The organism is Psychromonas hadalis ATCC BAA-638 (assembly GCF_000420245.1).
Classification (GTDB): Bacteria; Pseudomonadota; Gammaproteobacteria; order Enterobacterales; family Psychromonadaceae; genus Psychromonas; species Psychromonas hadalis.
In genome coordinates, this window is sequence record NZ_ATUO01000002.1 from 18,530 (window position 1) to 37,589 (window position 19,060).

Consider the following 19,060-nt stretch of genomic DNA (forward strand, 5'->3'; position numbering starts at 1 on the left):
AGGAGCCTCGGCTCCTTTTTTATTGCAACAAATAAACCAACAATCAGCTCTTATGGAACTCACTCTGCAGTGCAAACTGGGTTAACTCTTCAATCACCTGTTTTTTAATCTCTAACTGCTCACTGGCAGGAATCTCATAACGTTTGCTTAATAACTGGTAATCTTCACCATTTAAACTAACCGTCAAACGCGGGCGCTTAGGCTTTTTGTGAGTGGGCAATTCAAGTAGATGACGGATCTGTTCTGAAGGGCTCACGCCTTTGTCGAGCGCGCTACGACGAATGCTATATTGCAGTTTACTGTCCATATCAAAGGCAATCTGTACCGCTTTTACAACTTTGGCTGATTGTTGCCATTTTTCAGGTAATTTACGTTGTGGCACTGTTATTCTCCTTTGATTTCATTATTAACCCTACTCTTTATTCTTTTATCCACAATTCAGCAATTTCATTCGCAGGTCGCAGGAATGAAAGGTACACATCTGTGTCACCATTTTCAAATATAAATATGTCTACAAAACGTGTTTCTTGACTACCTTGTAGTGAATAGAACTCAAACTCTTGGCCATGTTTATCTTCATTAAATTGTGGTGGTGTTGCTCCACGGTAATCTTGACGATGCAGATAACCCGTGGTCATAAAATCTTGTTGAATATATTCGTCTGCAACCATGTCAGCATAATGATGATTATTGGTTAATGGCTTTAAGCGTGCGTTGCCCGGTTGCTCAAAGATTTCTGAAAAATCGTCCATATCAAACAATGCTTCAACATCTTCGCGGGGCAATAGTAAGCTAAATTTAACTAATTTTTGCGGGTTGTTAGGAAAGCTAAGATAAACCAGTTGTTTACCACTGCCTTGGCCTATTATCTGCGCATGGTGTTCATGTTTGAATTCAAGCGTGTTGATATCTGTGACTTGCAGTTGCATTTTACGCATCGCTTGGGGCAATGCGAAGCTATCACCAAAGGTAAAAATATCATTTAACTGCAATTCAGACGGATGATTAAGCGTGCGTGTTGGCACTGGCTGTTTTTTAGCAAACAGCGATTTGAAAAAACTCATCGATATACCCTCTTTTAAAATGCAAAAAACACGAGCCCTGTAAAGGGTCTCGTGTTGATATGGTGGTGTTCATTATTTCGCTTTTAAGCGATCTAAAATAGATTGTGCACTTGATTGTTGTGCGCCAATACCTGCTTCTTGTAATTTTGCTTTTAATGAGCTGTCGTCATTTTCCGCTTCTAGTTGCTCCGCCGCTTTTAACTTGTCATCAAACATTGCTTGTTTTTGTTTGATACGCTCTAGTGAGTCTTTTGCATTTAACAGTTTAGAGTTACTGGCAGTAAAGTTATCGGTGATTGCCGATGTCGCTTTTTGTACGCTTTCAGTGGTCTTTACCATGCTTAATTGACGTTTATAGTCTGTTAGCTGGCGTTCACTCTTTTTAATCAGCTCTTTTAAACGATCTGCACTTTTTAGGTAACTTTCATTCGCTTGTTGTTGATCGGTTGCATTGGCTTCAAGTTCACCAATTTTTTCAGCAACTTCAATTGCTAACGCTTCATTGCCTTTTTCAAGAGCTTGTAGCGCATAACCTTCATGCTCTTTAATGCTGGTCTGCAGTTGTGCAAGTTCACGTGCCGCTTGCATCTGTTTCGCCATTACCTCGGTTAAATCACGTTTTGCGATGGTGATATGTTTTTCACTATCACGGATCTCTTGTTCAAAAATACGTGTTGAATTTGCGTCTACAATCGCTTCACCTGCTTCACGTGCGCCACCACGAACAGCGGTAATAATTTTTTTAAATATGCTCATTATTTTTTCCTTTTCTATTTGTAATGACTCAAAATAACGCTCAGAGTAGTTACTGTTTATTCTGTATATAAAATACCTAAAATCTATTTTAGGTAGGTGTCCATTTCACTGATCACTTCTAAGCTATTATCACTTAGTGTCACAATTTCTAACTCGATATCATCAAGTGTTGAATTGATCGATAATGCACCAAATACGACGTATTTATCTTCAACTTTTGCAAATGCAGAGAGTGGCATTGGAATGTTCATCTCTAACATCGCTTCCATCATATTGGCTTTAAGTTCTGTTTTAACTTCATCTTCACCCCATAAATAAGCGATACATAAAATTTGATTATCACTAATAGAGAGGAAAATAGGGATCTCTTCACGGCCAAGAATCTCAACTTGTAAAACATCAATGTCACCATCAATTGGCGTACAATCAAAATCAAAACCTGTTTCAGTTTCGTCTTGTAACTGATTTAAGTGAGTTGCTATCTTATGAATATTCATAATGTTCCTTAGAAGTAAGACATTTAATGTCTTGTTGAAAACTAATTTAGTCCGCTTGGCATTATATGTCAAGCGATTTTGTTTATATATTTTCCATGGTAAGACTAATATTGTTACGATCCCCCTATTTTTCAATAGCGAAACATATTTATTACTGAACATCCTGCATACAACTGTTAAGTTAAGTGCTTTGATTAATAACAATTAGGTTATTGCCATGTCTCTACTTATTGATTGTGCCTCTATTCACCTTGAAAATCTGAAACAAAGAGTGGATCTCTCTTTCTGCTCCGAAACCCAATTAATCGCATTAAAAACCGCACTCGGATTGAGTGATTTTATTGCTGATTCATTAATGAAACAACCTGCGTTGCTAGAAGAGCTATTTAACAGCAGCCTCTTTGTATTAGAAGAGCGAACAGAGGCGCTTAAAGCGGAGTTGGAAAGCAATTTGGCGACAACAATAGATGAAGAGCAACTACATAAAGTTTTGCGCCAATTTCGTCGCAAACACATGGTGATCATCGCTTGGCGTGAGTTGCTTGGAAAAGCGAGCTTAACCGAGAGTTTTAAACATATCTCATTTTTAGCCGATGAACTGATTTCACAAGCGATGAATTGGTTGTATGAAAAACAATGCACAGAGCAGGGAACGCCTTTTAATCGGGAAGGTATAAAGCAGAGCCTGTTTATTTTTGCGATGGGGAAGTTGGGCGGGCGAGAATTAAACTTCTCTTCTGATATCGACCTTATCTTTACTTACCCTGAGCATGGTGAAACACAAGGTGGTCGTCGTGTCATTGAAAACCAACGTTTCTTTGTCAAACTCGGACAGCGTTTAATTGCCGCATTGCATCAAGTCACGGTGGATGGTTTTGTTTATCGAGTCGATATGCGCTTGCGCCCATTCGGTGAGTCAGGGCCTTTAGTGACAAGCTTTGCTTCTATTGAAGATTATTACCAAAGTCATGGCCGTGAATGGGAGCGCTACGCGATGGTCAAAGCACGTGTGATAGGCGAACAGGGAGATTACAAGAAAGAGTTAGAAGCGATGTTACGTCCCTTTGTTTATCGTCGTTATATCGATTTTAGTGCCATCGAGTCATTACGTAAAATGAAAGCGATGATCAGCGCCGAAGTGCGCCGCAAAGGGCTTAAAGATAATATCAAATTGGGTACGGGTGGCATCCGTGAAATAGAGTTTGTCGCGCAAGCATTTCAGCTTATTCGTGGTGGTCGAACGCCTGAGTTACAATGTAAGGGGCTTCAAGAAACCCTAAAAGTGATTGCTGAAATTGGCGCTTTACCTCGTGAACGTGTACAGAGCCTACTTGATTCTTATCATTTTCTACGTCGTGTTGAAAATATCTTGCAGCAAATTAACGATCAACAAACTCAAACCTTACCCAGTAGTGAGTTAGATAGAACACGTTTAATCACTGTTATGGCGTTTAAAGATTGGGAAAGTTTTTATCAAACACTTAATCATGTAATGAAAAAAGTACATGATGAATTTAATTGGGTGGTGGGTGAGAGTGAAGATGAAAAACACTCTGATCAGGACTTGTGTGAGTTATGGGCATTAGATTTAACTGAGCAGGAGACAGTGACGCTATTAATGGAAAAGGGGATCGTAGAAAACGTGGCAACGGAACTTAGTACCATTTTACTGAGTTTTAAAGATGATATTACTAAACGCCCGATGGGGCCACGTGGTCAAGAAACAATGGGAAAACTGCTTCCTAAAATTGTTGAAAAGATTTGTCGTTATGATGATTCTGCTGAATTGATGAGACGTATTACAGGTTTATTATTAAAAATAATGCGCCGTACTGCTTATTTAGAATTGCTCAATGAGAATGATGGTGCGTTAAATCAGCTATTAAAATTATGCCATGCAAGTCCACGTATTAGTTCGCAACTTGGCCGTCACCCAATATTGTTAGATGAGTTACTTGACCCTCAACATCTTTATCACCCCACTGAGTTAGTCAACTATAAACGTGATCTGCGCCAATTTATGCTACGTATACCCGAGGAGGATATGGAGCAACAGATGGAAGCATTGCGCCAATTTAAACAGATGCAGTTTTTACATATTGCAGCTGCTGATATTGCGGGTGCAATAGAGTTGCCAAAAGTCAGTGATCATTTAACTTTTTTAAGTGAAGCACTAATGGATTATGTGGTGCAGATTGCATGGACGCAGATGGTTGAAAAATTTGGTCTTCCAAGCAATGTTGTTGATAGCGATCGTAAAGGTTTTGCTGTGATTGGTTATGGGAAAATGGGTGGGTTTGAACTGGGTTATAGTTCTGATCTCGATGTGGTTTTTCTGCACGATAGCGATATTAAAGGGCAAACTAATGGTCGTCGACTTATCGATAATCAGGTTTTTTACTTCCGTTTAGGGCAGCGTATTATTCACCTATTTAGTGTGCGTACTAACTCAGGTGTTTTATATGAGATAGATATTCGTTTGCGACCATCAGGGGACTCCGGCCCTTTGGTTGCAAGTATGCAAGGTTATAATAATTACCTTAAAAATGACGCGTGGACATGGGAACATCAAGCATTAGTACGTTCTCGAGCGGTGTTTTCAGATGCATTGTTGTTACAGCAATTTAATGAAATACGGGAGTCGATATTATCACTACCACGTGAGGAGCGAGTGTTAGCAAAAGAGGTAGCAGATATGCGTAAAAAAATGCGTGACCACCTTAATCGTGCAGAAAAAGGGCAATTCGACCTGAAACAATCAGCAGGAGGCATGGTTGATATCGAGTTTATTGCACAATATTTAGTGTTAGCAAATGCTGAAAAGTCTGAAAAAGCACTGTGTAGATGGTCTGATAATCTGCGTATTTTTGAAACCTGCAAAGTCTTAAATTTACTCACAGAAAGCCAAGAAAAATCGCTGACTGATGCTTATTGTGCCATTCGTGATGCGGCTCACCGCTTAACACTTAATAAACAAACACGTATCGTTGACGAAAAAAGATTTGAAAAAGAGCGCCAAGCCGTTATTAAAATTTGGCAGCAGTTTTTAGCCTAAAATAAAGTCGGGTCAGATCAAACTTAAATAGGAGGAACTTAAGTTTGATCTGACCCGACTTTAAATATTTCAACTACGCTTATATGAGGCTTATTGTTGGAGTAGTTGTTATGTCTCGACTAGTAAGAGTTTGCCCTGTAGGAATGCCTCAACATATTATTCAACGAGGTAATAATCATCATGCTTGTTTTGTTGATCATCTCGATTTTACTACTTATACGAATTGGTTAAAAGAGTACTCTGTGCAATTCTCAGTGGAAATTCATGCTTGGGTCTTTATGACTAATCATGTTCACCTTTTGTGTACGCCTCAACAAGAAAATGGCATTAGTAATATGATGCAAGCACTTGGGAGACAGTATGTACGTTATTTTAATAATAAATATCAAAGAACAGGCACACTGTGGGAAGGTCGCTTTAAATCATGTTTAATAGAGGCGGATAGCTATCTTTTACAAGTGTATCGGTATATTGAGCTTAATCCTGTACGCGCTAAGATGGTTGATTTTCCAGAGCAGTACCACTGGTCTAGCTTTCAAATCAACGCATTAGGTAAACTGTCAGATCTTTGTAAGCCTCACCCTCTTTATTTGCTTTTGGGTGATAATGTGCGAGAAAGGCAATTTGCATATCAAGAATTATTTCAGCAACCATTAACTGAACAGTTAATTGATGATATTCGTTGCAACCTGAATAGTAACCTTGCCATTGGTAGTGAGCCTTTTAAAGAGGTGGTTGAAGCATTAACGGGAAGAAAACTTCATCACGAAAAAATTGGACGCCCTAAAGTCGGGTCAGATCAAACTTAAATAGATGGAAGTTAAGTTTGATCTGACCCGACTTTATTTTTGGTGCTTTAATAAAATGAAGGCTCTCCTTCGGGACGAGTTTTAAAGCGTTTATGCATCCACATATATTGATCGTCACACTCCATCACCATCTTTTCAATTTGTTGATTGGTGACCGCGGTATCTGCGCTAATATCTTTGCTTGGAAAGTTTTCAAGTGCAGGATAAAACACTAACTCATAACCTTGTGTGTCAGGCAGGCGTTTTAAAAAAACAGGAATAACACAGCTGTTTTTCACCCGGGCAAGGGTACTTGTCCCTGCAACAGTATTGGCATTTTCCACCGCAAAAAAAGGTGCAAAAACACTGCTTTTATGTTTTCCATAGTCATGGTCGGGGGCATACCAAAGTGCATCCGCATTTTTTAGTGCACGTAACATACCTTTGAAGTTTGCACGGTCAAGCATCGCTTTATGTTCGCGCATGCGACCCCGGTAAAACCAGTAGTCCAATACTGCATTACTGTGCTTTCGGTACACTGCATTACAAGGTTTGGTGAGTCCGACTGCGCGTGCGCCCATCTCAAGCGTGAGGAAGTGTGCGCCTAAAAAGATGATGCCTTGGCCGTTAATAATGGCTTTTTCTACATGTTCAACACCGCGTACTTTGAGTAAACCGCGTACTCTCCAGCTTGGCCAAAACCACGCCATGCCCATTTCAAGTAGTGCAATACCACTATTTTCAAAATTTAAACGTACCTTTTTTTCTATCTCCTGTGTTGATAGTTCAGGAAAGCAGAGTTGAAGATTACGGCGAGCGATATTGCCGCGTGCTTTGGCAAAAAAAGAAGCGCCAAGTCCAAGTTTTCTCCCTAAAAATAGCAACGCGCTATAGGGTAAAAAAGAGCTAATAAAAAGTGTAAAAATTCCTAACCAAGCTAACCAGTATTTGGGGTGACAGAAAGCGACTTTAAGTTTATATGAATCCATAAACTATCCTTAAATTAGAGTGATAAAATAATTCTACCGAATATTGTAATAAATGCCTATTTTGTCTCGGATTATTTTGGGAATTTTAATTACAATAGGTATTTATTTTTCGATTCTTGATAGGTTTTAGATGTTACATACTAAACGTAGTTACTCTTTTGAGTTGTTTTTTGCTTCATTGGGTGTGCTTTTATTTATCAGTTTAGCTTATTTTATTGTTGATAGTCAGGGTAGCAAAGCACAAGCCAAAGAGATTCAGAAAGAGATAAAAAATTCTTATCGCACGGTCATGAATCAAAATAAAAAAGCGGCTATTTTACTGTTTGAGTTACAGTTTAATCATGCACCTATCATTGAATTATTGCTGCAAGCCAGTCAAACCCAAGATGATAAAACGTTAAGCACCATTAAAGATCAGTTATATCAAGCATTACACTTTAAGTTTCAGAGAAGCCGTCAATACTTCCCAAAACAACAGATATACCTTGTTGATGGTCACCCATTATTGCGTTTGGACTCTCCCTACCAACGTTTTGATAAGGAACTGCTTTATAACGTAGGGTTGCAAAAAGTGATCAGCGATCGTACCTCCTATTATGGATTAGCGTTACAGGATGGTATTTATCTATATCGTTTCTTTTTTCCTATTTTTGATGATCGCCATACATTAATCGCAGTGGCAGAGGTTGGTTTGCCATTGGTCAATGTGCAACGTTTTCTGTTTTCGGAGCATGGTGCGACTAGCCAATTTATGTTTTCTAAAAGGCAATTATTAGATATCCGTAATAAATGGAAATTGTATGAGGAGGCAACACTGTCAGATAACTATTATGTATTAAAAAGAGAGCGTCATTACAAAAAACATAATATGTACCTTTCTGAACAAGAATTTTTACGTTTAAAAGCCAGTTTTAGTCGTGAACATAAAGTCGCATTGTTAAAAACAGAGGCTTTTTCACTGCCCAATGAGCTGAAAGGGCAGGATGGTTTTGTGAATTTCTTACCGCTGAATAATCTCAATGGTGATGTTGTTGGCCACCTCTTTACTTATACACCCAAAATAAGCGCGACGATCAAGAAAAATAATCGTACGATTTTATTGTTGTTAATCATCGCCCTATTTTTATTGCTTAGTTATTATCTCTATCGTCAAAATGAACGTAGCCGCGCCAGTCTTACTTTTCATAAAAATATCATTGATGCTTTACCCTTTCCTGTTTTCTGCAAAGATAGTAGTAATCGTTATCAATGTGCTAATAGCGCCTTTTTTAAACATTTTTTACTTGCTCCTGATACCCTTTTTTCTGATGGAGATAAGGCGTTTAAAAATGAACCTGAAGTGTTACAAATTTCTGCTACAGAATTGGCCGATTTTGGTGGTAGTAAATCGATAAAAGAGTGTGTGATTGATGAAGTTGGCACTATAAATATTGAAACCTCGCTGTATCTTGTAAAAAAAGAAAATAAAGAGGTTGAAGGGGTATTAGGTTTTATTATCGATGAGACTGCGACGGTAGCAACCGAACTACAACTTGCTGAAGCACTTGCATTGCAGAAACAGTTGATGAATAGCCTTGCGGTGGGTATCAGAATTTTTGGTGTGGATAAACAGGTAAAACTGGTGAACCATGCTTTTGAAGAGATGAGTGGTTTTAAAGAGCAAAAATTGATTGCTTCAAGCTGTGAAAAGCTGTTTACCTGTATGCAGTGTAACCCTGAGGTTTGTCCGCTAAAAAAGACCCAAGATAGCAGTATGAGCAAACAGATTGAAACAATAAAATATAGTCAGCAGGGGGAAGTGAGAACGCTTTCTCTTAATTTTGAACCTCTTTATGACAATAAGGGGCGGTTAAGTGGCATTATTGAAATTAGCACGGATATTAGCCAAACCAAAAATTTACAAGATAGAACCCATGAGCTGATTGTTTCTGATGAATTAACTAATTTGTTGAATTTACGTGGTTTGATGAGCAGTGGAGAGAATTACTTTAGGCTTGCACTGCGTACTAAAAAGCCCTTTTTCGCGTTACATTTTGATATTCATGGGATGCGTAAATTAAACTATCAGTTTGGAGAAAAAGCGGGTGATAAACTATTAAAAGATTTTGCTGATATTTTGATAGAAACATTTCGTGATACTGATTTAATTGCACGTATTGGCGGTGATGAATTTGTTGTGTTGCTTAATGACAGTGATTATAAGGTGGTTGACAGTGGTCATTTTGTACGCCTTGAATTGAACATTCAAAAATATAATTTACAACCGAAAAATGAGTTGAAGCTGTTAATTGATACTGGCATTGTGCAGTTTTCTCCGAAAACGCATAACAGTTTAGCGTTGTTATTAGAGCAATGCGAAAAGCTAGTTTACGAACAACAACTTAAGCGCAATACTCGTTAAATCTTTTAGGTTAGGTTTTATTCCCTGTGATTCGGGTAAAATAAAGTAATGGCATGGTTGTTTATAGGAAACAAGTTTGTCTCCTATAAACGCTTGCAGCTGTCGTACTTGTTCGGCCTCTTTCCAACGGATAAAAGCAATCGGGCGTTGTCCATAAATAGCATCATCTATTGGCAATACAACGGCTTGTTGTACCTCTGCATAGCCAAGTAGTACTTTTTCAATCTCTTCGGGTTGAATATTTTCGCCTCCCGAGATAAATAGCCTATCTTTTCTCCCCATTATTTTTACAGTTTTCTGTTTTAATTTACCCAGATCAGCGCTAGCAAAGTAGCTGTTTTTATCAATCAGGCTATTGTTAATGTCACCTGTAAAATACCCTGTAAAACGTGTCTCTCCAGAGAGGTGAATCTCTCCCGCTACTATTTTTAATAACCGATAAGGCAGTAGTTTCAGATCGTTGCTATTGGTTGATGTTGCTATTTGTGAAGCCATCTCGGTTGAGCCATAACTGAGGTGGTAGGTAAATCCTCGTTTTTTAGTGGTCTGTAATAGTTTTTCAGAGAAAGCGCTACCGCCTAATAAAAGGTGTTTAATAGAGAGGTTTACTTGTTGAAATGCTTGCTCTTGTAAGAGCATTTGTAGTTGTGCATTCACTAATGAAAGGTGGGTTATTTTGTCCTTTTTTAATCCCTGAATATTCACTTTATTATTCGATATTTTGAGTGTTGCCCCCGCCAATAAAGTGCGTATCACGGTGGCATAACCACTAATATGAAAGAGGGGTAATGACAGTAAGTTTTTATCGCCTTGATCTAAAGGTATTACTGTCTGTGACCCTAATGCGCTGTAATAATGGTTGCTAAAATGGTGCATTACCGCTTTAGGGAGGCCACTACTTCCTGATGTAAAAATAATACTGATAATGGCAAATGGGTCTATCTTAAATATTTGTTTGTTGGCTAATACGGTTGTTGCATGAGAAAAACTTAACGCTAAGTGAGAGGAGCTATTTTCTTGATAGATAAAAGGGCTATTTAATCGCTTTAAACGTTGCTCTAACTCTGTTGGACTAAATTTAGGATTAAGAGGGCAAAAAACAAAACCATGACGCAAACAAGTTAGCTGTAATAAAACCGCTGGTAAGTTGTTGCTACTAATGGAGACTAATCTGTCTCCCGTCTTCATATTTAATTTAATAAGCTGTGTACTTAGATGGCTAATATAACCATGTAATTCTGCAAAAGTAATTTTCTGGCTCTCTGTTTCTATCGCTATCAAGCTTGGATTTAACTTCGCTTGCCACGCAACAGGGCATTGATCTAATAATTCAAACTGCATAAACACTCCAGTTGTAAGCAATCTTGTTGCAGCTGTTTCATATTCATTAAGTGTGTGCCTGTGAAGTATTTTAGGGTATCAATGCCTAATGAGATGGTAAGTTGGTTTTTATATTGAGAGTGATAGTGCGCCGCGAGATTTTTTATTTGTTGCAAGCCTAATGCAGATTCAAATGAAGAGCTGAAACTAACCTGTAAACGGTGTTTTTGTGCAAAGGAGACTAGTTTGTCTGTTTTTTCTCTACTGCCAATCAGGCTGGGTTTAATGATCAATGCTTTAATACTGTGATGGTGTAGATAATTGAAATTGGCCTGTTGTAATGTTTCATCTAAGCCTAATTGAAACTGGTACTGCTCTGCAAGTTGCAGATTGCTGTGATGGCTCGATGTTGGCTCTTCGATATAATCAAGTTGCTTCACATTAATCGCGCTAAAAAATTGTGCTGCTTGTTGTTTAGTCCAATTTTGATTGGCATCACAGCGGATTTTAATGTTTGGGTTTAACTGACAGAGTTGTTGGAAGTTTAAAATGTCTGCCTCAAGCGAGTCTCTGGCTACTTTTAATTTTATAAGATTCGGTTTATTGAGTGACTGATATTGCTGAGAAATTAAATCGTTATCAGCTTGAAGTAGTGGCACATTATCAATATTTACCTGCTGCTTTGAACTCTTTGAAGTGGTGGTAAAAAGAGAGTCTAACGCAAATTGTATGCTCTGATAGGGGCTACGATACTTCATGAGTTGGTGCTTGGTCAGATGATCACTTGCGAGTAATTTCCGCATCTCTACTGTCACGTTTGTGAGTGTTTCTTTACTAAAGCCGGGCAGTGGTGCTATCTCTGCAAAGTAGCTCTCTCCTGCTTTATCAATAAGTTGCAAAATTAACCCCTCGCGACAGCTTAATTTTACTGTTTTGAATTGCATCGCAATTTTGAAAGACTGTTGATAGATAAACAGTTTTGCTTGTACTAACGGTAAGTCGGTTATTTTATGGCACATATTGCAGAGCAACACGCGAGGTAAGTTTGCTGACCAACTCGTAAGCGATAGTACCAATATGGTTTGCAACTTGCGTGGCAGGTAAGCCATCACCCCATAGCGTGACATCATCACCCACTTGATCGTGACAATCACTCCCTAGATCAACGGTTAACATATCCATTGAAATACGACCCACGATTGGGACAAGACGGCCATTTACCAAAACAGGCGTACCCTCTGGCGCCATACGTGGATAACCATCGCCATAACCCACGGCAACCACACCTAAAATGGTCTCTTTTTTTGACGTCCAATTTGCACCGTAACCGACACTCTCACCCGCTTGATGTGTGCGTACTGCAATCAGTTGTGATTTTAGGGTCATGACTGGCTGTAAATTAAAGTCATCCGCGCGCTTATCTGCAAAAGGAGAGATGCCATACAGGGCAATGCCGGGACGAATAACATCTGCATGGGTTGCTGGCCAAGCAAGTGTAGCAGCAGAGTTGGCTAATGAATTTAAGCCACTGTCTGTTTTTATGTGCTCTGTGAAAAAGGCAAGTTGCTTACTGGTTATGTTGTTATCTAACTCATCAGCACAATGAAAATGGGTGATGAGATGAATCGGTTGTATGACGTTTTTTGATTGCTTTAACCTTTGATAAGCACAGTCAAACTGCTCGCCATGAAAACCTAAACGGTGCATACCGGTATCAAGCTTTAACCATACCTGTAGCGGTTTATCTAATTTAGCCTCTATGAGTGCTTCAAGTTGCTGTTGTGAATGGATAACGGTTTGCAGGTTATATTGTTGCAAGGTATTAATATCATTGGCATGAAAAAAACCTTCAAGTAGAACGATCGGTGTCGTTATGCCTTTATCTCGCAGTAACAACGCTTCATTAAGACGTGCGACACCGAGTGCATGAATCCCTTTTAGTGCTTGCGCAATTTTCACCATGCCATGACCATAAGCGTTGGCTTTTACCACTGCTAAAATTTGGCTGTTAGGTGCTTTTTTTTGCAACACCTTTTGGTTATGCCGCAAGGCGCTTAAGTTAATGACTGCATGTGTAATGCTACTGCTATTCATCTTGATAGGCAGCTCCTGTATAATCATCGAAGCGTGAATATTTCCCTTGGAATGTTAAGCGTATTTTACCAATCGGGCCGTTACGTTGTTTGCCAATGATAATCTCAGCAATGCCTTTATCGTTACTTTCGTCGTTATAAACTTCATCACGATAGATAAACATAATTAAATCAGCATCCTGCTCTATCGCACCTGATTCACGTAGGTCAGAGTTAATGGGACGTTTATCAGCACGTTGCTCAAGGCCACGGTTTAACTGAGAAAGGGCAATAACAGGACAACGTAATTCTTTGGCGAGTGCTTTTAAAGAGCGTGAAATCTCTGAAATTTCTAAAGTTCGGTTTTCAGTGAGTGAAGGAACACGCATCAGTTGCAGGTAATCGATCATGATCAGACTTACCCCGCCATGGTCACGTGCAATACGACGTGCGCGTGAGCGAAGCTCTGTTGGCGTCAAGCCTGAACTATCATCAATAAACATATTACCTTGGTTAAGCAGAATAGACATGGTTGATGACAGTGATGCCCAATCGTTTTCATCAAGCGCACCTGTCCTTATTTTACTTTGATCGATACGTCCTAGTGAGGCTAGCATACGATTCATAATTTGATCCGCAGGCATCTCTAATGAAAAAATAATGGTGGGTTTATCGGCATTTAATGCAGCATGTTCAGCAATGTTCATCGCAAACGTGGTTTTACCCATCGATGGGCGCGCTGCAATAATAATCAAGTCACCGGGTTGGAAACCCGTGGTCATCTGATCCAAATCGTTATACCCCGATGATAACCCAGTAATACCATCGCGCGGATTTTTACAAAGATCATCAATACGTGCCACGGTTGCTTTTAATATATCTTTAAGAGGTTGTGGTCCTTCACTTTTATTGCTTCGCGCTTCTGCTATTTGGAATACTTTTGTCTCTGCAAAATCAAGTAGTTCTGCACTGTCGCGTCCCTCTGTTTCGTAACCTGCTTCCGCTATCTCGTTGGCAACACCAATTAACTCGCGCACAATGGCGCGTTCGCGGACGATATCAGAATAGTTATTGATATTAGCGGCACTTGGGGTATTTTGTAATAACTCCGCTAAATAAGCGATACCACCGACACCTTCCAATTCTTGATTGTTTTCAAGGTGTTCAGAAAGGGTGACTAAATCAACGGGGACATCTTCACCACTTAAGCTTTCAATGGTGGCAAAAATAGTACGATGGGCGCGATGATAAAAATCACGCTCTACAACGCGCTCTGCTACATCGTTCCACGCGTCATTTTTAAGTAATAAACCGCCAATAATCGCCTGTTCCGCCTCAAAAGAATGCGGGACTGTTTTTATCTCTGAAACGGTTTTATTTTTACTTTTTGGAAAGTAAGGGGCTTTGTCTGCCATGTTAAATCCTGAGTTTTGATTAGGTTAAAAAGAGGATCTCAATCCAAATATAGGCTGTTAATAGTAGCGCGATTAATACCGCTGCCGAGCCCATGTCTTTTGCTCTGCCTGAAAGCACATGTTTTTCTGTGCCTATTCTATCAACGATCGCTTCAATTGCAGAGTTGATTATTTCTATAATGATCACTAAGAAAATAGGTGCAATCAATAAGATACGTTCAACTTGGGAGACATCAATATAATAAGCAAGCGGAATTAAAATCGCCGCTAGCAAGAGTTCTTGGCGAAAAGCAGCTTCATGTTGAAAAGCACTTTTAAGCCCTTGTAAGGAGTAACCTGTTGCAAGGAAAATACGTTTCAACCCTGTGTTTTTTTGCTCCACCGTGAGACCTATTGCATAATGAGTTAGGGGCTTACTTTAGCAAAAGGTCTCTTGAAGATCACGGCTAATTTGGCGTTTTCCGATAACCATGTTGTTGATATTTCATATACTATACCCATGTTACCTCAATATGCGTTGCTGAGTTTGCATCTTAAAGTATCATCTTGAAATATCATGGGTATACATATTATTTGAGGGGGATCTCGTTATCTGCTTTTAGTTTAACCTGCAAGAAAACGGGCGTTGAGTCATAGTTGATATGGCTATTTCATGAATGCTTTGCCCATTTTTTCTGTCCAATTATCAGCCCAAGCAAAAGTTTCATTTTTATCAAGTGTTGTGAAATCAGAGTTAACAGAGGGATTATAAGGCTCTGATGATTGGTAAGTGATGGCGATATTGTCTTGTGCTTTTTCAAACCTCTCTTTGTTAGGAAGATTGCGTAACATGCCTGTTCTGAGATGGTGACTCACAGATAACATTGTTTCATCAATATTAAGGGTGCCAGCTCCCATCATAGTTTTGATTTCACTGTGATTCTCATCTAAATACCATAATATTTTGAAAACCATCATAATCTTTACTGGTAATGGTTGCGCCACCTTTTACATCCAGAATCAAACGTGTGTACAGAGTGTCACTGTTCATGCGGATTATCTGTATTCGCAAAATCCCTTGATGGTCTAATAACATTAACTTGGCCTTGGCTTTGATCTCACTCTTTTAAATAAGCTTTATAGAGTCAGCATGAATAAAGTTTTTGTTGGTTACGACGACTCCACTTTCTGTAACATTTTCTGTTGGACTTGCCATTGTAATATTAGTAACCATCGCGACACTTGATAAGCATTATCGCTGATAAAATTTTATTTGGCTTGTTCATAAAAATATCCTTAATTTAAGAGTGATGAAGGTTGCGTTAATCAATTAATCGGAACTGGTGTGGTGCGGAGTGTCGGCTATATAGTTATAATAAGAAAGTTGCCTTAGTGTGGCTGAGGATAATGATTTTTAGAGCCTCCTCCTGTATAATTTTTAGTTAAAGGGTGTTAGTTTCTAATGCTCTTTTTGAATGTTTTGTATTCACACTTTGATTTTAATATTGATTTATAAGGTTATTCGATGACTACTCTTTATTTTATGCGTCACGCTGAAAGTGAGGCAAACCTCTCTAATATTTTAGCTTCACAATTAGACTTTCCTCTAACAGAAAAAGGCAAGCTGGATGCTGCTCAGATAGCACAAGAGGTACTGCAGTTTCACCCGATAGATCATATTATTAGTTCGCCTCTTATACGTGCTAAACAAACTGCCGCACCTTTTGAAACATTATTTAAATTAACAGCAGATACTGATGCACGTGTAATTGAGCAAGATCTTGGCAAGTATGCAGGAAAAACTTATGCACAACTTGATGATGAACCAGAGTATTGCCATGATAGAAGTTTACGTTGGAAGTGGGTGCCTGAAGGAGAAGGGGAGTCATATGAGATGATTGCCAATCGCTTACAGCCTTTCTTTGATAACATGTTTGAAGAGAAACATGAGCATATACTCATTATTACCCATGCGGTGACGCTACGTATGATCAAATCTATTCTACTTAATATCTTGCCTGAGTATCCGCACGATATTGCACATAATGGTGAGATTTGGCAGGTGAAATTAGGACAGAAGGGCGATGTCCATGAAATAAAATCGCACTTTTACGGTGAAAGCAAATTAGCGGTGAGTAGAGCTTAAATTGTAAAGTAATTCCAGCTCGTTATCATTAATGTGCTGGTAGCTATAAAAAAAGCCCATTATGATAAATTCATAATGGGCTTTTTAATGTTACTTCATTTTACCAAGTGTATTTGATACCTACACGGGCACGTAACTGGCGATCATCAGTGAAGTTATTAACGCTGACGTCACCAAGCTCTAAGAATGGACGCCACAATGCACCACTTTTAGTGTTGATTGAATACATAAAGCGCACATTATGTAAGTAATTTGTTGCGTCGTTGTCAAATTGAGCTTGGGCATTATCTTCCATTTCTTTCCAATATTCGAATGAATACTCAAAGTCCCAGTTTCCTGTTTTGTACCCAAACCAGCCATCTAGTTGTTGAATTTTTGAATGGTAAGATTCTCCATCAGTCCCATCCTGGCTGTAATCCCATAACTTCCACTTGTATCGGCCCTGTACCCGAAACCCATTGTCAAACGAATAGTTTAAACGAGCATAAGGAACGTAAACTAAACCATTTGGATTAAAATCGAGAGAAGCACCTAGCAGGCCAACTGCATTTTCACCAAGTTTGTCGTAATAGAAAATAGAAAGCTCTGAACCGTTCATGCTCATGTCATTAAACATCTCATTTTCACCGTCATTGTTATAACGCGCATCAAGCTCAAAGCCAATATTATTACCAGTATCAATAAATGCTTTTACTCGATCTGAATGTTTTTTGTTGCCATCTCGATATTCATGACGATATTCAATGGTTGTCTTGTAGTCATTTGCTACAGCGTAACCTGTGGTGAAAAGCAGTGCTGAAGAGATAACTGCCTTAGTGATAGTCTTCATAGTAACCCTTATTAACTTATTATTTAAATTGCCATTCTTTGATGGATAATTAACGAATAAAAATTATTAGGTGTAAGCATTTAAGACATGCTTAGGAACTTCGGTAGGACGCCATGGATCACCAGTGTGCTCAAGCCATGGTAATAACTCTTGTTCTATGAGTTTGCTTATTAATGCCTCATTTTGATCTGCGATATTTTTCATCTGATAGGGATCTGCTTGATTGTCATGTAAAACATAAGTCAATGGCTTGCCTATTTTTCGGTCAATCATCAGGGTATACTGTTCGCTGCGAATACCACGGCGTCCGTATGACTGTGCTCCGTAAGGCATAAAGGTATATAGCTGTGATGTAGGCGCTTTATCGCCACTTAACCCTTGAACTGTACGTGCGAAGTTTTTACCTTCAACGGTATCTGGAATTAAATCAGCCATACCCATTAAACCAAACATAGTTGGGTATATATCTGGCGCGGAGAAAAGGATGTCATCATGTTTAGCTGATAATGTTCCAGGCCAACGAAATATCATTGGGATTCGCATTGATTCTTCATAATGATTGTTTTTTGTCGGTTTACCATTTGAACCCATACTACAGCCGTGATCTGAGAAGAAAACAACCAGTGTATCTTCGCTTAAATTTAAACGATCAAGCTCGTCAATAATGCGCCCAAACTGCTCATCAACGCCATTAACCATTGCCATATACTCTTTAAAGTATTCTGGCCCATAACCCTCTTGATACTCTTTATCCCACTGTACATTAGGGCGGGTATTCAGGCTTTTAGAGGTTTCCCCTTCAAAACGGTCCAAGTATTTCTGTGGTACCTGATCATAGGGTGAGTGAGGAGGATTCATTGAAATCACTAATGAGAAAGGCTTCTCGCTGTCTCTAAATTTACCATCTGTATTACGTAAATAGTCAATCGCTACATCGGCTTCATGCTCAGGGCTCCAACGATCAATCTGTAAAGGTTTGTCTCGTGGGGTTTCATTTGTCCAGTAAATAGGTTTTAAGTGTAAATCATAGGTGCCATATGCATGCCAGAAGTCAAAACCATGACGGCGGTCAGGCGCTGTCCAGTCATTCCAAAAGCGTCCTTCCATTGGATTATTGTAACTCGGTACAAAAGGAACTTCAGGGGTATCAAGATGCCATTTTCCAATGTAGCCCATGCTATACCCTTGTTCTTTTAGGATATCAGACCAGGTCGTGGTATTTTTCTTCAGCTCTATACCAAAGTCTTTACCAGCGAATTGTCCTGCTGTCGCGGTGTGGCTATTACCCTGAATACCGTTACGGTAAGGGTATTGACCCGTCATTAACATACCGCGGAAAGGCGTACACAGTGGAAAGTTAGAAACGGCTTGTTTTAGTACCACACTCTGCGCTGCAAATTTATTAAGGTTTGGTGTCAAAGATGGGTCTTCATTCATAAAACCTAATGTGTGAGTACGCATCTCGTCAGGAAAAATAATTAACAGGTTCGGTTTTTTTGATGGTACTGCTTCATTTTCAGAGGCTTTGCCCGGCAAAATGGCTGTTGCGCAACCTGTGGTTAAAGAAGCCGCTGCAAAGGCACTGCCTGCTGCCATTCCTTTTAGTATATCTCGACGTGTTATTGACATGTAAAACTCCATAAATGAAACTATTGGAAGTCAAATGAAAGTAATATGATTTTTTGAATGTCTACTTACCCCAAGTGAGGTACATTTTTAACTTCCGAATTCTTTCGTATCGTAAGCCAC

18 protein-coding genes are annotated in these 19,060 nt (G+C 39.2%); 4 read left to right on the top strand and 14 right to left on the bottom strand.

What is annotated here, in order from left to right; genetic code table 11:
• Nucleotides 1–43: 43 nt before the first annotated feature.
• The 4 genes from G322_RS0100480 to G322_RS0100495 form a co-directional block, all read right to left on the bottom strand.
• On the bottom strand, nucleotides 44–382 hold the full coding sequence (locus G322_RS0100480) for a hypothetical protein (protein ID WP_022939846.1): 339 nt from the start codon (nucleotides 380–382) through the stop codon (nucleotides 44–46).
• Nucleotides 383–419: 37 nt separating this feature from the next.
• Nucleotides 420–1,064: a hypothetical protein gene (locus tag G322_RS0100485; RefSeq protein WP_022939847.1), complete on the bottom strand. Its 645-nt coding sequence runs from the start codon at nucleotides 1,062–1,064 to the stop codon at nucleotides 420–422.
• Nucleotides 1,065–1,136: 72 nt separating this feature from the next.
• The gene (locus tag G322_RS0100490) at nucleotides 1,137–1,820 is read right to left on the bottom strand and encodes a PspA/IM30 family protein (RefSeq protein WP_022939848.1); all 684 of its coding nucleotides are present in this window, start codon (nucleotides 1,818–1,820) and stop codon (nucleotides 1,137–1,139) included.
• 83 nt (nucleotides 1,821–1,903) lie between these two features.
• The gene (locus G322_RS0100495) at nucleotides 1,904–2,317 is read right to left on the bottom strand and encodes a YjfI family protein (RefSeq protein ID WP_022939849.1); all 414 of its coding nucleotides are present in this window, start codon (nucleotides 2,315–2,317) and stop codon (nucleotides 1,904–1,906) included.
• 217 nt (nucleotides 2,318–2,534) lie between these two features.
• On the opposite strand from G322_RS0100495, the gene glnE reads away from it, so the two are divergent.
• Both glnE and G322_RS0100505 read left to right on the top strand, forming a co-directional pair.
• Nucleotides 2,535–5,372: a bifunctional [glutamate--ammonia ligase]-adenylyl-L-tyrosine phosphorylase/[glutamate--ammonia-ligase] adenylyltransferase gene (gene glnE / locus G322_RS0100500; RefSeq protein ID WP_022939850.1), complete on the top strand. Its 2,838-nt coding sequence runs from the start codon at nucleotides 2,535–2,537 to the stop codon at nucleotides 5,370–5,372.
• A gap of 110 nt (nucleotides 5,373–5,482) precedes the next feature.
• A complete protein-coding gene (locus tag G322_RS0100505) occupies nucleotides 5,483–6,181 on the top strand; it encodes a transposase (protein WP_022939851.1) in 699 nt (232 codons plus the stop codon).
• Between the two features lie 47 nt (nucleotides 6,182–6,228).
• On the opposite strand, the gene lpxL is transcribed toward G322_RS0100505, so the two are convergent.
• On the bottom strand, nucleotides 6,229–7,149 hold the full coding sequence (gene lpxL, locus G322_RS0100510; protein WP_022939852.1) for an LpxL/LpxP family Kdo(2)-lipid IV(A) lauroyl/palmitoleoyl acyltransferase: 921 nt from the start codon (nucleotides 7,147–7,149) through the stop codon (nucleotides 6,229–6,231).
• A gap of 130 nt (nucleotides 7,150–7,279) precedes the next feature.
• On the opposite strand from lpxL, the gene G322_RS0100515 reads away from it, so the two are divergent.
• Nucleotides 7,280–9,550, top strand: coding sequence for a sensor domain-containing diguanylate cyclase (locus tag G322_RS0100515; RefSeq protein ID WP_022939853.1), 2,271 nt, complete (start codon nucleotides 7,280–7,282; stop codon nucleotides 9,548–9,550).
• On the opposite strand, the gene menE is transcribed toward G322_RS0100515, so the two are convergent.
• The 7 genes from menE to G322_RS23170 all read right to left on the bottom strand — a co-directional run bounded on the left by menE (nucleotide 9,512) and on the right by G322_RS23170 (nucleotide 15,432).
• Entirely contained in the window at nucleotides 9,512–10,891 is a 1,380-nt protein-coding gene (gene menE, locus G322_RS0100520; protein ID WP_022939854.1) for an o-succinylbenzoate--CoA ligase, read from the bottom strand. The two genes, G322_RS0100515 and menE, sit on opposite strands and share 39 nt — an antisense overlap.
• Nucleotides 10,873–11,889: an o-succinylbenzoate synthase gene (gene menC / locus G322_RS0100525; RefSeq protein WP_022939855.1), complete on the bottom strand. Its 1,017-nt coding sequence runs from the start codon at nucleotides 11,887–11,889 to the stop codon at nucleotides 10,873–10,875. Before menC ends, menE begins: the two co-directional genes overlap by 19 nt.
• Complete coding sequence (gene alr / locus G322_RS0100530) at nucleotides 11,879–12,964, bottom strand: alanine racemase (RefSeq protein WP_022939856.1); 1,086 nt, start codon at nucleotides 12,962–12,964, stop codon at nucleotides 11,879–11,881. Before alr ends, menC begins: the two co-directional genes overlap by 11 nt.
• Nucleotides 12,957–14,357 (bottom strand): replicative DNA helicase, encoded by a 1,401-nt coding sequence (gene dnaB / locus G322_RS0100535; protein ID WP_022939857.1) that lies wholly within the window; start codon nucleotides 14,355–14,357, stop codon nucleotides 12,957–12,959. The genes alr and dnaB overlap by 8 nt, the downstream gene beginning before the upstream one ends.
• 19 nt (nucleotides 14,358–14,376) lie before the next feature.
• A complete protein-coding gene (locus G322_RS0100540) occupies nucleotides 14,377–14,739 on the bottom strand; it encodes a diacylglycerol kinase (protein WP_022939858.1) in 363 nt (120 codons plus the stop codon).
• Nucleotides 14,740–15,002: 263 nt separating this feature from the next.
• Nucleotides 15,003–15,314 (bottom strand): hypothetical protein, encoded by a 312-nt coding sequence (locus G322_RS0100545; RefSeq protein WP_169337453.1) that lies wholly within the window; start codon nucleotides 15,312–15,314, stop codon nucleotides 15,003–15,005.
• Nucleotides 15,280–15,432 carry a hypothetical protein gene (locus G322_RS23170; RefSeq protein WP_156873888.1) on the bottom strand — a complete coding sequence of 51 codons (153 nt, stop codon included), beginning with the start codon at nucleotides 15,430–15,432 and terminating at the stop codon, nucleotides 15,280–15,282. Before G322_RS23170 ends, G322_RS0100545 begins: the two co-directional genes overlap by 35 nt.
• A gap of 429 nt (nucleotides 15,433–15,861) precedes the next feature.
• Here G322_RS23170 and G322_RS0100550 point away from each other — a divergent pair, with 429 nt between their 5' ends.
• Nucleotides 15,862–16,482, top strand: a complete 621-nt coding sequence (locus G322_RS0100550) for a histidine phosphatase family protein (RefSeq protein ID WP_022939860.1) — start codon at nucleotides 15,862–15,864, stop codon at nucleotides 16,480–16,482.
• 100 nt (nucleotides 16,483–16,582) lie between these two features.
• Here the strand turns inward: G322_RS0100550 and G322_RS0100555 are convergent, their stop codons facing one another.
• Nucleotides 16,583–17,311, bottom strand: a complete 729-nt coding sequence (locus G322_RS0100555) for an oligogalacturonate-specific porin KdgM family protein (RefSeq protein ID WP_022939861.1) — start codon at nucleotides 17,309–17,311, stop codon at nucleotides 16,583–16,585.
• 66 nt (nucleotides 17,312–17,377) lie between these two features.
• Complete coding sequence (locus G322_RS0100560) at nucleotides 17,378–18,940, bottom strand: sulfatase family protein (RefSeq protein WP_022939862.1); 1,563 nt, start codon at nucleotides 18,938–18,940, stop codon at nucleotides 17,378–17,380.
• Between the last annotated feature and the right edge of the window lie 120 nt (nucleotides 18,941–19,060).